Source organism: Streptomyces sp. NBC_01445 (genome assembly GCF_035918235.1).
Lineage (GTDB): Bacteria > Actinomycetota > Actinomycetes > Streptomycetales > Streptomycetaceae > Streptomyces.
In genome coordinates, this window is the sequence record NZ_CP109485.1 from 2091395 (window position 1) to 2105278 (window position 13884).

Consider the following 13884-nt stretch of genomic DNA (forward strand, 5'->3'; position numbering starts at 1 on the left):
TCCTCGCTACGCTGTGCCGAACGCCGTGATGAACCCTGCTCTGTGCATGCCGTGCTGGATGTACTGGATGGTGTGGATGTAGTCATGCTGGATCTGTGGTGGCCTCAGCCGGTGAACATCTCCGCCTCGCGGCCCATCACCGCGATCCGGCGGCCCTTCATGTCACCCACCTGGGCCACCGCGTCCGCCCACTCCGGGCTCGCGAGGGCCTTCTTCAGAGCTTCCGGGGAATCGAAGCTGAGCACGGAGATGCCGTCCCAGCCCTCGGAGCGCGGCTCCAGAGCCTGGTCGATCTCGGTGTGCCGCCAGGCGCGCAGCCCGGGCAACCGGTAGGTCAGCTCCGCGTGGTCGCCGCGCCACCAGTCGATGAACCGCTCGTGGGTCCACTCCGGCGGACGGGCGGCCAACAGGACGAGGTTGTACATGAGTTGCCTCCGAAAATGGTCCCTTGTGTGGTCCCGTACGTAGTCCTGTACAGGTCAGTCGAAGCGGATCTCGGACGACCGCCCGATCAGCAGCCGCTGCAGCCGACCGCCATCGTCCACCCGCCCGGCCGCGACGAAGGTCGCCTCTGGAACGCCCGCGCGCCGCACCTCGCCGAGGAACAGCTCGTCCTGGCCCAGGGTGGTCGCGGACAGCCGGTGGTGGGTGCGGGTGCCGCGCTCGCGCTGTTCGAGATAGCCGACCAGAGCGGCCCGGTCACCTGCGAAGTCGCTCGCTTTCCCGTCACCGGTGGAGAACAGGATGGAGAGCGTGAAGTCGTCGCTGATCAGGTCGAGGATCCGGTTCGGCTCATCGGTGTCGAGGATCTCGAACCAGGCGGTGAGGAAAGGCGCGGAGGCCGTGTCGGTGGACGTGGTGGTGTCGCTCATGACTGCTCCGGAAACTCGATGAGGTCGTAGGTCGTGGTGAAGTACGACTGGTAGCGCGCCATCTGTCCGTCCGGTGTGATCACGGCGGCGGAGAGGAAGGATCCGACGGCCTTGCCGGACTCGGTGACCACTCCGTACACGGTCTCCAGGTCGCCGTCGGAGCTGTGCCGGAGGATCTCGTGCGTCCGCTCGACGGCGTTGCGGCCGGAGATGTAGGCCGCGAAGTCGTCCTTGGACCAGCCGGTCTCCTCACGGCCAGGAAGGGCGATGCGAAAGCGGAAGTCCGGTGCGAGGAGTTCGACAGCCGTCTCGGGACGGTCGCTGTCCATCCGTGCCATATAGGCGCGCAACACACTGGCCATGGGGTGGTCCTCTCACTGTTGGTCACTATGGGTCACTGCCGGGACGGGTGCCGGCGGCGGACGGATGTCAGTCGCGGGTCGGCGGGGTGAAGAAGTCGCCCTGCGACTCCCAGCGTCCGTTCCTGACGAGGACCTTCTGTACGTCGCGGGTGCCGAGGTGGTTGTCCGGGGAGAAGTTCAGGACCGGTCCGACCCCGGTGTCGACCGCTTTGGCTTTCTCGTACGCGGCGGTCAGGGCCTCGGAGGTGACCGGACCGTCGATGGTCTTGGCGATCTCAACGAAGGCCTTGGCGGCTTCCCAGCCCCACAAGGTGATGAAGTCGGCCGGCTGCCCCTTCTCGTACTTCGCCATCGCCGTACGGAACTCCTCGACCGCGGGGTCGTCGTCGTTCGGCGACTTGACCAGCTGCACCGCCCTGACCCCTTCGGCCGCCTTGCCCGCCAGCGTGAGCGTGGACTGGGCGGCCACCGGCGCGTATCCGTACACGGGCGTGGACAGGCCCTGCAGCTTCGCCTCCTTGAGGTACGAGGCGGCCTCGGCGGACGCGAGGATCAACACGACCGCGTCGGGCTTCTCGGCCTTCACCTTGCTGATGACCGGGCTGTAGTCGGAGGTCTGGAACTTGACCTTGAGCCGTTTCACACGGACCGACGGGTCGGCCTTGCGGGCGGCGGGGCCGATCTCCTTCGCGACGTTCACAAAGGCGGCCGGGTCGCTGTGCACGACCAGCACCTTCTTCGCTCCGTCACGCGCCACCCAGTCCCCTAGCGCGGCCGCCTGATCCTCGTAGAGGGTCTGCAGACCGAACAGTCCGTCCCTGGCCGGCCGGTACCACGTCGCGTCCCCGCCCAGCGGGTTCAGCACCGGCACCTTCTTCTGGTCCAGGACGAAGGGGAACGTGGCCTGAGACTGGGCCGTGCCGTTGGCCGCGACGATCGCCACGACTCCGTCCTGGTCCACGAGCCGGCGGGCCACCTGCACGGTCTGCTGCGGATCGAAGGCACTGTCCTTGACGACCCAGTCGATCTTGCGGCCGTTGATCCCGCCGCGGGCGTTGACGGACTTGAAATACGCGTCGGCACCCGCCCGTTCAGGGATGCCGAAGGATGCGAGGGCACCGGTGAGCGGGTACCAGGCACCGATCTTGATGACCTTGTCGTCCCCTGCCGCCGAGGGGTTCTTGGTGCCGCAGGCGCTGGCCACCACGGCGAGCATGGCGGCGAGTGCGGCGATGAGCGCGCGTGTCGTGCGGCGTCGCATGACCCCTCCAGGAATCAACCTGAGTTCAGTTCAATTCACACGTCGGATCTTAATCCTGAGGAAACACGCCTGGCAATGGCTGGTTACGTACGCGATCACCGCGTATGCGCGGCGGGGCACCGCCGGGACAGTACTGCGGCCCCCTGACGGACATCCGTCGGGGGGCCGCACGATCGCGGGAGCGCTCAGTGCGTCAGGCGGCGACCATCCGCACGCAGGCGCCCTCGATCAGCTCGCTGATCTCAGAAAGCGGCGTGGCTCCGGACGGCCGGTACCAGCGCCACACGCTGACGATCAGACCGAGCACGCCCGCGCCCAGCAACTGCGCGTCCCGCAGCGGGAACGCGCCCTGGGACATGCCCTTCACCAGCAGGTTCGTCCAGTCCCGCTCGACGACCTGGACGAGCTGGCGCGCCGCGACGCGCTCGGCCTCCTCGCGCTTGGACCTGCGCGAACCCGAGAGCAGATCCATGTGGTTCTGCAGGATGCGCATCTGCAGGACCTCGTGCGGGGAGACGTCGTACGCCGCCCGGACCGCGGCGCGCAGCGCCTCGACGGGGTCCTCGGTGTCCTTGGTGGCCGCCACGAACCGGTCGTGGGAGCGCTCCAGTTCGAGCCGCATGATGGTGAGCAGGCAGTGCGTCTTCGACTCGAAGTAGTGGTAGAGGGCGGTCTGTCCGATGCCGACCCGCTCCGCCACGGTGGACCACTTGGTGGCCTCGAAGCCGGCTTCGCCGAAGCAGTCCACCGCGGCCGTGAGAATGGCCGCGCGCTTGGACCTCGGTCCGGCCTCCGGTTCAACGATCCTTGTCATGCTCCCTCTCCTGGCCGTCACCCACCGTGTCCGTACCCGAGAGTAAACCCAAGTTGAACTCAGTTGCCAACCGGATCCGGTCAGAGACGTTCGAGCACGGTGGCGTTCGCCATGCCGCCGCCTTCGCACATCGTCTGCAGACCGTAGCGTCCGCCGGTCCTGCGCAGCTGGTGGACGAGTGTGGTCATGAGCCGGGCGCCCGTGGCGCCGAGCGGATGACCGAGCGCTATCGCCCCGCCGAACGCGTTGACCTGCTCGTGAGCGGCGCCGATCTCCTTCTGCCAGGCGAGGACGACGGAGGCGAACGCCTCATTGATCTCGACCAGGTCGATGTCGTCGATCGCCAGCCCCGCCCTGTCGAGGGCCTTTTCCGTGGCGGGGATCGGGCCGGTCAGCATATGGATCGGGTCGGAGCCGACCACGGCCGTGGCGTGTACGCGGGCCAGCGGGATCAGGCCGTGGCGGCGTACCGCCTCCTCGGAGGCGATCAGCAGGGCGGCGGCGCCGTCGGAGATCTGGCTGGAGACGGCGGCGGTCAGCCGGCCGTCCTCCGTCAGGGTCTTCAGGCCTGCCATCTTCTCCAGGGTGGTGTCGACGCGTGGGCCCTCGTCGGCGCTCAGTCCGAATGCCGGGGTGATCTCGTCGTCGAAGTCGCCGGCCGCCTGGGAAGCGAGGGCCCGCTGGTGGCTGGCGAGCGCGAACCGTTCCATGTCCTCGCGGGTGACGCCCCACTTCTCGGCGATCAGCTCGGCACCGCGGAACTGCGAGACCTCCTGGTCCCCGAAGTGCTCGCGCCATCCCTCGCCCGCGAACGGGCTGCCCATACCGGCCTGTTCTCCGACGACCATCGGGCTGGCGATGGGCACCAGGCTCATCACCTCCACCCCCCCGGCGACCACCAGGTCGGCGGCGCCGGACCCGACCGCCTGCGCGGCGAAGTGCACGGCCTGCTGGGAGGAGCCGCACTGCCGGTCGATGGTGGTCCCGGGCACATGCTGGGGCAGGCCCGCCGACAGCCAGGCGGTGCGGGCGATGTTCCCGGTCTGGGCGCCGATCTGGCTGACGCACCCGAAGTACACGTCGTCGACCGCGCCCGGGTCGACGCCTGCGCGCTCGAGGAGCGCACGCAGCACATGCGCGCCGAGGTCCGCGGGGTGCACGCCGCTGAGCGTGCCCTTGCGGCGGCCGACCGGGGTGCGGACGGCTCCGACGATGAATGCTTCCGACACTGTGGGCTCCCTCTGATACGGGTACGGGTACGGGTTCAGCGGTTGGGGGTGATGCCGGTGAAGTCCGGCGCCCGCTTGCCGAGGAATGCGGCGACGCCTTCGCGGCCCGCGTCGGACGTGGCCGCGGCGGCGAGCGCGCGGGACTCGCGGTCGAGGTGTGGGTCGAGGTCCGAGGTCAGACCGGCGGCGACGAGCCGCCGGGTGACGCCGAAGGCTGCGGTGGGGCCGTCGCGCAGGGCCTCGGCAGTCCGCGCGGCCTCGGCTGCCAGCTGGTCCGCAGCCACGACCCGGCTCACGAGTCCGAGCGAGGCGGCTTCCGCCGCGGGGAGCCGCCGGTTCGTCAGCAGCAGGTCCAGGGCGCGCTTGGGCCCGATGAGGCGGGGCAGCGTCCAGCTCACTCCGGCGTCCGGTGCGTAGCCGATGCCGGTGTAGGCAGCGGTGAACGTGGCGTTGTCAGCGGCGAGGGTCACGTCGGCGCCCGCGGCCAGGCCGATGCCCGCGCCCGCGACGGCTCCCTGGACGGCGGCCACCATGGGCGCGTCGAGCACGGCGAACACACGCAGCGCATCGTGGAGTGCGCCGGTGACCGCGCCGAGGTGCTCCTCCAGCACCTCGCCGGAGAGCGGGGCGAATTCCCTGAGGTCGCCGCCGACGCAGAAGGACTTTCCCTCTCCGGTGAGCAGTACGACCCGGACGGCGGCGCGTTCGCAGGCGTGAGCCGCGTCGAGCAGGCCGCGGGCCGTGTCCAGGTCGATGGCGTTGCCGGCCTGGGGGCGGCGCAGGGTGACGCGGGCGAGGCCGTCGTCCTGTATCTCTACGCCGACACTCATCGCGCGGTCCATCCGCCGTCGACGGTCAGGACCTGCCCGGTGCAGTACGAGGACGCGTCCGAGGCCAGGAACAGCAGGGCGCCGTCGAGTTCGTGGCCGTCGCCGCCGCGCCGCAGCAGGGTATTGCGATCGACCCAGCGGCTGGAGCGCTCGTCCCCGAAGAGGTCCTCGGTCATCTCCGTACGGAACCAGCCGGGGGCGAGGGCGTTGACCCGTGTTCCGTCACGACCCCACTGGCCGGCCAACTCCCGTGTCAGGCCGATGAGTCCGGCCTTGGACGCCGAGTAGCTCGCGCCGCCGAGGGGCGCGGCGGAGACCAGGCCGAGGATGGAGGAGACGTTGATGATGCTCCTGCCGCCCGTGCCTTCTCCGGCCGGTGCCTCGGCGGTGAGCCGGGCGAGGTGGAAGGGCGCGGTGAGGTTGACACCGAGGACGTCGGCGAAGGCGTCCGGGGTCTCGTCCTGTGCGCGCGTCTCGCCGGAGGTGGCCGCATTGTTGACCAGGACGTCGATGCGGCCGGTGGTGGTCAGCGCCGTGTCCACCAGCCTCGCACGGTCCGCCTCGACGGAGACGTCGCAGGCCACGGGGTGGATGCGCGCGTCGGAGTCGGCGAGTTCCTTCAGCCGGTCGATGCGGCGGGCGGCGGCGAAGACGGTGGCGCCCGCCTGTGCGAGGACGGTCGCGAACCGTGCGCCGAGTCCCGCGGAGGCGCCGGTGACGACGGCCGTCCGGCCCTCCAGGGAGAACAGTTCGGCTGCGGTCGGTGGCGCGTTCACTCGTCCACCCCGATGGGCAGGGCGGTGGCGCCACCGTCGAGGACCAGGGTCTGGCCGGTCATCCAGGAGGAGGCGTCGGACGCGAGGAAGAGAGCCGCGTTCGCCACGTCCTCCACCGTGCCGAGGCGCCGCATCGGCAGCTTGGCGGTGAGGATGGGTTCGCGAACTTCCCATACGGCACGGGCCAGTTCGGTCTTGATGAGGCCGGGTGCGATGGCGTTGACCCGGGCCCGCGGGCCGAGTTCGTAGGCCAGCTGCCGGGTCATGTGGAGCATGGCGGCCTTGGTGGCGTTGTAGTAGCCGATGTGCGGGTCGACGATCAGGCCGCCCACGGAGGCGATGTTGACGACCGCTCCCCCGTGCTCGGCCATCCAAGCGCGCCAGGCACAGCGGGTCCAGGCGATCATTCCGTACTGGTTGACGCGGACGGTCTTCTCCGCGCGCGGCAGGTCCAGGTCGAGGAGGTCGCCGTGGTACGGGTTGGTCGCCGCGTTGTTGACGAGGATGTCGAGCCGGCCGAAGCGGGCCATGGTCTCCTCGACGCAGGCCTCGGCCTGGTCGGGTTCGCCCGCGTTGGCGACCACCGTGTGCAGGTCGCCGTCGCCCTTGACACGCAGCAACTCCTCGCGCGCCTCGGCGAGTCCGGCGGCCTTGCGGGCGGCGATCACCACGTGGGCGCCGGCCGCCCGGTAGGCGGTGGCGATGCCGAGGCCGATGCCACGGGATCCGCCGGTGATGACGGCCACCTTGCCGTCGAGGGTGTTGGCGCTCACGCTGCCCCTGCCTTTGCATCGGTCTTCTCGTTCTTGGCCTGGTACTTGGCCAGCTCCTGGCGTGCGACGGTCCGCAGGTGCACCTCGTCGGGGCCGTCGGCGATCTTCAGCGCGCGGGTGATGGAGAACAGCCGGGCCAGTACGGTGTCGTCGCTGACCCCTGCCGCGCCGTGTGTCTGGACCGCCCGGTCCACGACCTTGTGGGCGACGTCCAGGGCGGCCACCTTGATCGCGGCGACCTCCATCCGCGCGGCGGCGTTGCCGACGGTGTCCATCAGCCAGGCCGACTTGAGGACGAGCAGCCGCAGTTGCTCGATCTCGATGCGGCTGCGGGCGATCCACTCGCGCACCACGCCCCGCTCGGCCAGGGGCCCGCCGAAGGCGACGCGTTCGGTGGCGCGCTCGCACATCAACTGCAGGGCGCGCTCGGCGAATCCGACGGCGCGCATCGCGTAGTGCATGCGCCCCGGGCCGAGCCGCCCCTGGGCGAGCGCGAAGCCCTCACCCTCGCCACCGAGGAGGTTCCCGACGGGTACACGCACGTCCTCGAAGAGCACTTCGCCGTGCCCGCACCGGTCGGTGTAGCCGAACATCGGCAGATCGCGCACGACCGTGACGCCGGGGGTGTCGCGCGGGATGAGCAGCATGCTCTGCTGCCGGTACGTGGGCGCGTCCGGGTCGGTCTTGCCCATCAGGATGATGAGCTTGCAGTCGGGGTCGAGGATCCCGGACGTGTACCACTTGCGGCCGTTGACGACGTAGCTGTCGCCGTCGCGGGTGATGCGGGTACGGATGTTGCGCGCGTCGGAACTCGCGACCTCGGGCTCGGTCATGGCGAAGCAGGATCGGATGTCCGCCTCCAACAGGGGCCGCAGCCAAAGCTGTTGCTGCGCGGGCGTGCCGTACAGCGCGAGGAGTTCCATGTTGCCGGTGTCGGGCGCCGAGCAGTTGAACACCTCGGGGCCGATGATGGAGCGGCCCGCAAGGTCCATGAGCGGCGCGTACTCGAGGTTGGTGAGGCCCGCGCCCCAGTCGCCGTGCGCCATGAAGAGGTTCCACAGGCCTTCGGCCCGCGCCTTCTCCTTGAGCTCGGTCATGACCGGTGGCAGCGCATGCGGGTCGTCCGCCTCGGCCAGCTGTCGGTCGTAGACGGCCTCCGCGGGAAAGACATGCTGCTCCATGAACGACCGCATGCGGTCCTGGAGTTCACTCGCGCGGGGCGAGAATCCGAAATCCACGATTGCTCCTGTACGGGGGTGGGGCGGCCGGTCCGGGTCAGCCGAGGATGTCGAGCGCGGTGCGGATCATCGCGGCGATGGTGGGCGGCAGCCGTTCCTGGTCCGGGTCGTGGTGCTTGCCCTCGCGGTGCCGGCGCAGGTTGTGGCCCATGATCGCGGCCATCTTCATGCGGCCCAGGGCCCGGAACCAGTCCATGTCGGGAAGCCCGGGGCCCCCGTCGCCGTACGCGTCGAGGAGTTCGGCCTCGGCGGGCAGGCCGGGCACGGCGCGCCCCAGCTGCGGGAAGTTGCGGTGGTCGGCGAAGAGCAGGAACCAGCCGAGGTCGATGCGCGGGTCGCCGACGCTCCAGATCTCCCAGTCGACGACCGCCACCGCCCGCTCGCCGACGCACAGCACGTTGCCGAGCCGGAAGTCGCCGTGCAGGAGGACCGGCGGGAGGCCGTCGGGCACGTCGTCGGCGAGGCGCTTCAACAACTCCTGTCCACCTGGGCGCAGTTCTGCGGGGACGGCGTGCAGGGTGCGGCTCCAGCGCTCCAGCTCACCGACTGCGTCAAGTGGTTGGGGCGCGTCGAGACCGGGCGTGCGGATGTCGGTGGCGTGCAGCCGCCGCAGCACGGAGGCGATCTCCAGCATCCGCGCCCGCGCAAGTTCGGCGGACAGCTCCGGCTCGTCGAGTACGGGCTCGACGGCCTCGCCGGCGGCGAAGTCCATGGCGAACCAGGCGGGTCGGCTCTCGTCGACGGCGGCGACACCCGGTACTGGCACGCCAGATCCGGCGAGTGCACCCAACACCCGTGCCTGGCGCAGGACATCGTTGCGCCCGACGGGCCGCTGTCCGGGTGGCACCGCCTTGACGACGTACTTCGTGTCACCTACGGCGACGGAGTACGTCAGCCCGGAGTGGCCGCCCGGCAGCGTCCTCAACTCGCCGATGGATGCCCCCGGATGCCTGCGCGCCAGCTGGTCAGCGACCCGTACGGCCAGCTCCGCCAACTGCGTCGCCGTGCTCATCGGACCGGCTCCTTGGGCAGGCCGAGCACGCGCTCGGCGAGGATGTTGTGCTGGATCTCGTCGGTGCCGCCCGCGATGCTGTAGCCGGGCGCGCCCAGCAGATGCTCGGTCCAGGCGTACGTGCCCCACTCCCCCGTGTCCGCCACGAGGCTCGGCCCGAGCAGCTCCGTCACCAGATCGCTGGTGCGCCGCATCGTCTCGGTCGCGTACAGCTTGCCGACCGAGGCCTCCGCGCCGGGCTCGCGCCCTGCGACGAGGGCGCCGGTGATGCGCAGGCCGATGAGGCGTTGCACGAGGGCACGGACGTAGAGGTCGGTGGCCTGCTGCTGTTCGGCGCCGGTGAGCGGTCGGGGGAGATTTCGGGCCAGTTCAAGTGCACGGTCGGCGTTGTCCAGGCCGAGGTTGCCGGAGTCCAGGCGCTCGGCGGCCAGCACGCTGAGCGTGACCCGCCAGCCCTCGCCGACCGGTCCGAGCCGGTCGGTGTCGGGCACGACGACGCCGTCGAGATAGACCTCGTTGAAGCTGGCTCCGCCGGTCATCTGCTGGATGGGGCGGACCGTCACGCCGGGCGCGTCCATGCGGACCAGGAAGACGGTGATGCCCGCGTGTTTGCGGACGTCCGGGTCGGTGCGGCAGACCGCGACACCCCACGTCGCCACCCGGGCCCCGGAAGTCCACACCTTGTGGCCGTCGAGGACCCAGTGGTCGTCGTCACGCACCGCCTTCGTGCGCACCGCGGCGAGGTCGGAGCCCGCCTCGGTCTCCGAGAAGAGCTGGCAGGCGAGTTCGTCGGTACGCAGCATGGGCCGCAGCCAGCGCGCCTTCTGCTCCTCGGTGCCCCAGATGCCGATCGCGGAGGCGACGAGCTGCTGGGTCACCGGGAAGATCTCGGTGCGGTGCGGCACGTCGAATGCCGCTTCTTCGGAACGGTAGAGCTGCTCGTAGTACGCCGGCAGGTCGCGCCCCCCGTACGCCGCCTGCCAGTTGAGCGCGCCCCACCCCAGGTCGTAGCGGGTTCGTTCCCACTTCTGGGTGCGGGCGGTGTGCTCGCGCTCCTGCTCCTCGGTCCAGTTCTCGAACACGGCGACCGAGTCGGAGCCGCTGCCCCACGCGCCGTCGGCGGCGCGCGGCCTGGCGACCGTGGCGAGCCAGTGCCGGGCCTCGGCGCGGAACTCCTCGGGTTCCGGGATGCCGCTCATCTCTTCCTCCACCTTGAATGTCAGTGGGGCACTCACCGGGTCAGCACCGTGCATGCGCTCACGCCGGGGGCGCCGTACACATGGGTGAAACCGACCCTGGGTGTGCCAGGGACCTGGCGTTCGCCGGCCCGGCCGCGCAGTTGCTGGACGACCTCGTAGACCTGGCGCAGTCCGGAGGCGCCGATGGGTTCGCCGTTGGCGATGCAGCCGCCGTCGGTGTTGACCGGCAGCGAGCCGCCGATCTCCGTTGCGCCGGAGGCGACCAGCCGCTCCTGCTCGCCGTCCTTGCAGAACCCGCACTCGGCCATGTGCATCACCTCGGCGCCGCTCTCCGTGTCCTGCAGCTGGCAGACGTCGACCTCGCCGGGTCCGATGCCCGCCTCCTCGAAGGCGGCGGCCGCGGCATCCCGGCTGACGCTGGTCAGTTCGCCCCCGGGGATCGACGGGCTGAACACCTCGAACGAGCCGAAGCGCCGGGTCCGCAAGGCCGCCGAGCGCAGGGTGACCGAGGGGCCGTCCAGGGTGCGGGCGACCTCGGGCGAGCAGAGCACCAGCGCGGCGGCGCCCGCTCCCGGAGAGCAGAACATGAAGCGGGTGAGTGGATCGCTGACCATGCCGGAGTCCAGGATCTCCGCGGCGGACACCGGCTTGCGGCGCCAGGCCTCGGGGGTGCGGGCTCCGTTGCGGTACGCCTTCTCGGCGACCAGCGCGAGGGTCTGCGGCGTGATGCCGTGCTCGTACATGTAGCGCTGGATCTTCATGCCGAAGAACTGCGTGGTGACCATCAGCCCGTCGCTGCCGTACTCCGCGCCCAGGCCCCAGTCCTCGGGGCGCGGGTCGAAGGCGCCGCGCGGGTGTTTGTCGAAGCCGACGGCGAGGACGACGTCCGCCATGCCCGAGCGGATCGCGTTGACGGCGGAGATCAGCGCGCTGCCGCCGGTCGCGCAGCCGTTCTTGACGTTCACGAACGGCAGTCCGGTCAGGCCGAGTTGGGACACCAGGGTGTCGGCGAGTCCGGCGCTGTCACTGCCGCCGAACGCGGCCCGCACCCGGGACCACTCGATCCCGGCGTCCGCCAGCGCGGCGCCCACCGCGCTGACGGCCAGTTGCCGGCCGCTCGCCTCGGACCGGCCGAACGGGGTACGCCCGGCTCCGCAGATCAGGACGTCGGTGCTCATGCTGCCTCCTGTGCGGGCCTGGCCCGGGGGACGCCGCCGCCCGCGGTCACGGTGAGCGGCATCCCGATCCGGACGGTGTCGAGGTCGTCGACGTCGAGCACGGCGGCCACCCGGACGCCTTCGGCCAGCTCCACGTAGCCGACCGCGAACGGCGCGAACCCGCCGGGCGGTTCCTGGTACGGGGGCGACTTGGGGGCGTAGCGCTGCACCGTCCACGTCCACAGGGTGCCCGCGCCGGACAGGGCCGCCGACTCGGCCGGCCCCCCGCAGCGCGGGCACGTGTCGTCCGCGGGGTAGACGGCCACCGCGCAGCCGGAGCAGCGTGCGCCCTGGAGCCCGGTGGCCGGACTCCGCGGATCCGTGGTCATGGGATCAGCGCCCCTGCCACTTCGGCTCGCGCTTCTCCAGGAACGCCGAGACACCCTCGGCGGCGTCCTCGGAGTTGAGCGCCACACCCACGGCGAGGTGCTCCATGACCATCAGCGACTGTGTGTCGGCGTCCAGGCTGCGGTCGATGGTCATCTTGGTGAGCCACATGGTGAACGGGCTCTTGTCGGTGAGGTCGCCGATGAAGTCCTCGACCGTCGCGTCCAGTTCGTCCGCCGGTGCCGACTTGTTGATCAGGCCGAACTCTGCGGCCTCCGTGCCCGACAGGAGCTTGCCGGTGAGCATCAGCTCCTTGGTCTTGCGGATGCCGATCATGCGGGGCACCCGGTAGATCGGGCCTGCGCCGCCGAACAGCGAGCGGCGGATGTGGAAGTCGCCGATCTTGGCGTCGTCCGCGGCGATCGCGAAGTCGCAGGAGATCATGATCTCGAAGCCACCTGCGGTGACGTAGCCCTCCAGGACCGCGACCGAGGGGGTCTTCATCGAGTAGAGCCGGTCGCACACCTTCGCCGACTTGACCGCGACGTCGATCGCGTTCGACTTGCCGACGAAGTCCGCCTTCAGGCTGTCCAGGTCGAACCCGGAGCAGAAGGTGCCGCCGCGGCCGCGGAACACCAGGACCCGCAGCTCGGGGTCCTCGTCGACCTCGGTGATGATCTCGTCGAGCCGGTCCAGGATCGGCACCGTCACGCAGTTCTTCTTCCAGGGGCGGTTGAGCCAGACGCGGGCGACGTGGCCGTCACGCTCGAACTGGATCTCGTCTTCCACTGCCATCTCTGATCCTCCGAGTCCAAACTGAACTGAATTCATTCCGAGTTTGCGGAGCCGGTGATCCACTGTCAACCCCCGGATCGAAATTGGTTCAGGAGCTGGTCGACGGGATGTCGACGAGGACCTTGACGCACCGCCCGTCCCGGACGTCATGCAGCCCCGCGACGGCGTCGGCGAGCGGGATGTGGTCGAGCCAGCCGTCCGTCGGGTAGCGCCCGGCGGCCATGTGCTCGATGACCCGCTCGAAGACGCCGTCGGGATAGGCCTCGGCACCGAGCAGGGCCAGTTCGGCCAGGCGCACGACGGAGGCGTCGACGGCGACCGGACCCGAATACAGGGCCACCATCACGACAGGCGCCTGGGCGGCCACCGACCGGATCGCGCCATCCAGCGCCTCCGGCCGCCCCGAGCACTCGACGGCCGCGTCCACGCCGCGGCCCCGGGTGTGCCGCATCACCTCCTCGACCACATCGACCGCGGCGGGATCGAACACGCGGGCGCCGTGCCGTTCGGCCGCGGCGCGCCGGGCCGGCGACGGCTCCACCACGGTCACGTCGTGGACGCCGTGCGCCTTCAGCGCGAACAGCACCCCCATGCCGACCGCACCCGCACCAGTCACCAACGCACTGCCGCCCCACGGGACATGGGCCCGCTCGACCGCGTTCAGGCCCACCGCCATGGGCTCCACCAGAGCGCCCTGCTCCAGCGACAGACCGTCGGGCAGCGGGACCGCCGCGTCGGCCAGCACGACCACGTACTGAGCGAGTCCGCCGCCGGGAGCGGTCACCCCGATCGCCGCCAGCGCCGTGCACAGGTGGGACAGGCCCGCCGTGCAGCGCGGGCAGACACCGCAGGTGCGGATCGGTCGGACGCAGACGCGGTCGCCGGGCGCGACCCGGTCGACCCCCGCACCGCGCTCCACGACCGTCCCGGCGAATTCGTGCCCCAAGGTCTGCGGCAGCGTGGCCCCGGTCAGCGGGTTGGGCTCGTGCGTGGCCCGCGGCGTCTCGAAGTACTCGTGCAGATCCGTGCCGCAGATCCCCGCGTGGGCCACGCGGATCTTCACCTCGCCGGGTCCCGGCTCGGGCTCGGGCGTCTCCTCGATCCGCAGATCCTTGGTTCCGTACAGCCTGGCGGCCAGCATCGTTCCTCCTGGGAATCACTCCGGTACGACCCTCTCGA

General features: G+C 70.5%; 16 protein-coding genes. All 16 read right to left on the reverse strand.

The features are described 5' to 3' along the window. Nucleotides 1-104: 104 nt before the first annotated feature. On the reverse strand, nt 105-425 hold the full coding sequence (locus OG574_RS09855) for an EthD domain-containing protein (protein WP_100595421.1): 321 nt from the start codon (nt 423-425) through the stop codon (nt 105-107). A 54-nt stretch (nt 426-479) separates the two neighbouring features. Then, nucleotides 480-872, reverse strand: coding sequence for a hypothetical protein (locus OG574_RS09860; RefSeq protein ID WP_326772835.1), 393 nt, complete (start codon nt 870-872; stop codon nt 480-482). After that, the gene (locus OG574_RS09865) at nt 869-1234 is read right to left on the reverse strand and encodes a nuclear transport factor 2 family protein (RefSeq protein WP_100595423.1); all 366 of its coding nucleotides are present in this window, start codon (nt 1232-1234) and stop codon (nt 869-871) included. The genes OG574_RS09860 and OG574_RS09865 overlap by 4 nt, the downstream gene beginning before the upstream one ends. 67 nt (nt 1235-1301) lie before the next feature. Beyond that, the gene (locus tag OG574_RS09870; protein ID WP_326772836.1) at nt 1302-2495 is read right to left on the reverse strand and encodes an ABC transporter substrate-binding protein; all 1194 of its coding nucleotides are present in this window, start codon (nt 2493-2495) and stop codon (nt 1302-1304) included. A gap of 193 nt (nt 2496-2688) precedes the next feature. Continuing rightward, complete coding sequence (locus OG574_RS09875) at nt 2689-3309, reverse strand: TetR/AcrR family transcriptional regulator (RefSeq protein WP_116500884.1); 621 nt, start codon at nt 3307-3309, stop codon at nt 2689-2691. 80 nt (nt 3310-3389) lie between these two features. Next, nucleotides 3390-4538, reverse strand: coding sequence for an acetyl-CoA C-acetyltransferase (locus tag OG574_RS09880; RefSeq protein WP_326772837.1), 1149 nt, complete (start codon nt 4536-4538; stop codon nt 3390-3392). 35 nt (nt 4539-4573) lie between these two features. Continuing rightward, nucleotides 4574-5368, reverse strand: coding sequence for an enoyl-CoA hydratase-related protein (locus OG574_RS09885; protein ID WP_326772838.1), 795 nt, complete (start codon nt 5366-5368; stop codon nt 4574-4576). Continuing rightward, the gene (locus OG574_RS09890) at nt 5365-6144 is read right to left on the reverse strand and encodes an SDR family NAD(P)-dependent oxidoreductase (protein ID WP_326772839.1); all 780 of its coding nucleotides are present in this window, start codon (nt 6142-6144) and stop codon (nt 5365-5367) included. The genes OG574_RS09885 and OG574_RS09890 overlap by 4 nt, the downstream gene beginning before the upstream one ends. Next, nucleotides 6141-6917: an SDR family oxidoreductase gene (locus OG574_RS09895; RefSeq protein WP_100595429.1), complete on the reverse strand. Its 777-nt coding sequence runs from the start codon at nt 6915-6917 to the stop codon at nt 6141-6143. The genes OG574_RS09890 and OG574_RS09895 overlap by 4 nt, the downstream gene beginning before the upstream one ends. Continuing rightward, nucleotides 6914-8155, reverse strand: a complete 1242-nt coding sequence (locus OG574_RS09900; protein ID WP_326772840.1) for an acyl-CoA dehydrogenase family protein — start codon at nt 8153-8155, stop codon at nt 6914-6916. Before OG574_RS09900 ends, OG574_RS09895 begins: the two co-directional genes overlap by 4 nt. Before the next feature lie 37 nt (nt 8156-8192). Continuing rightward, on the reverse strand, nt 8193-9167 hold the full coding sequence (locus OG574_RS09905; RefSeq protein WP_326772841.1) for a phosphotransferase family protein: 975 nt from the start codon (nt 9165-9167) through the stop codon (nt 8193-8195). Next, the gene (locus OG574_RS09910; RefSeq protein WP_326772842.1) at nt 9164-10366 is read right to left on the reverse strand and encodes an acyl-CoA dehydrogenase family protein; all 1203 of its coding nucleotides are present in this window, start codon (nt 10364-10366) and stop codon (nt 9164-9166) included. Before OG574_RS09910 ends, OG574_RS09905 begins: the two co-directional genes overlap by 4 nt. Before the next feature lie 32 nt (nt 10367-10398). Continuing rightward, complete coding sequence (locus OG574_RS09915) at nt 10399-11544, reverse strand: thiolase family protein (protein WP_326772843.1); 1146 nt, start codon at nt 11542-11544, stop codon at nt 10399-10401. Beyond that, on the reverse strand, nt 11541-11912 hold the full coding sequence (locus tag OG574_RS09920; RefSeq protein WP_326772844.1) for a Zn-ribbon domain-containing OB-fold protein: 372 nt from the start codon (nt 11910-11912) through the stop codon (nt 11541-11543). Before OG574_RS09920 ends, OG574_RS09915 begins: the two co-directional genes overlap by 4 nt. Before the next feature lie 4 nt (nt 11913-11916). After that, nucleotides 11917-12705, reverse strand: coding sequence for an enoyl-CoA hydratase/isomerase family protein (locus OG574_RS09925; RefSeq protein WP_100595435.1), 789 nt, complete (start codon nt 12703-12705; stop codon nt 11917-11919). A gap of 88 nt (nt 12706-12793) precedes the next feature. Then, nucleotides 12794-13846 carry an alcohol dehydrogenase catalytic domain-containing protein gene (locus tag OG574_RS09930; protein WP_326772845.1) on the reverse strand — a complete coding sequence of 351 codons (1053 nt, stop codon included), beginning with the start codon at nt 13844-13846 and terminating at the stop codon, nt 12794-12796. Nucleotides 13847-13884: the final 38 nt, after the last annotated feature.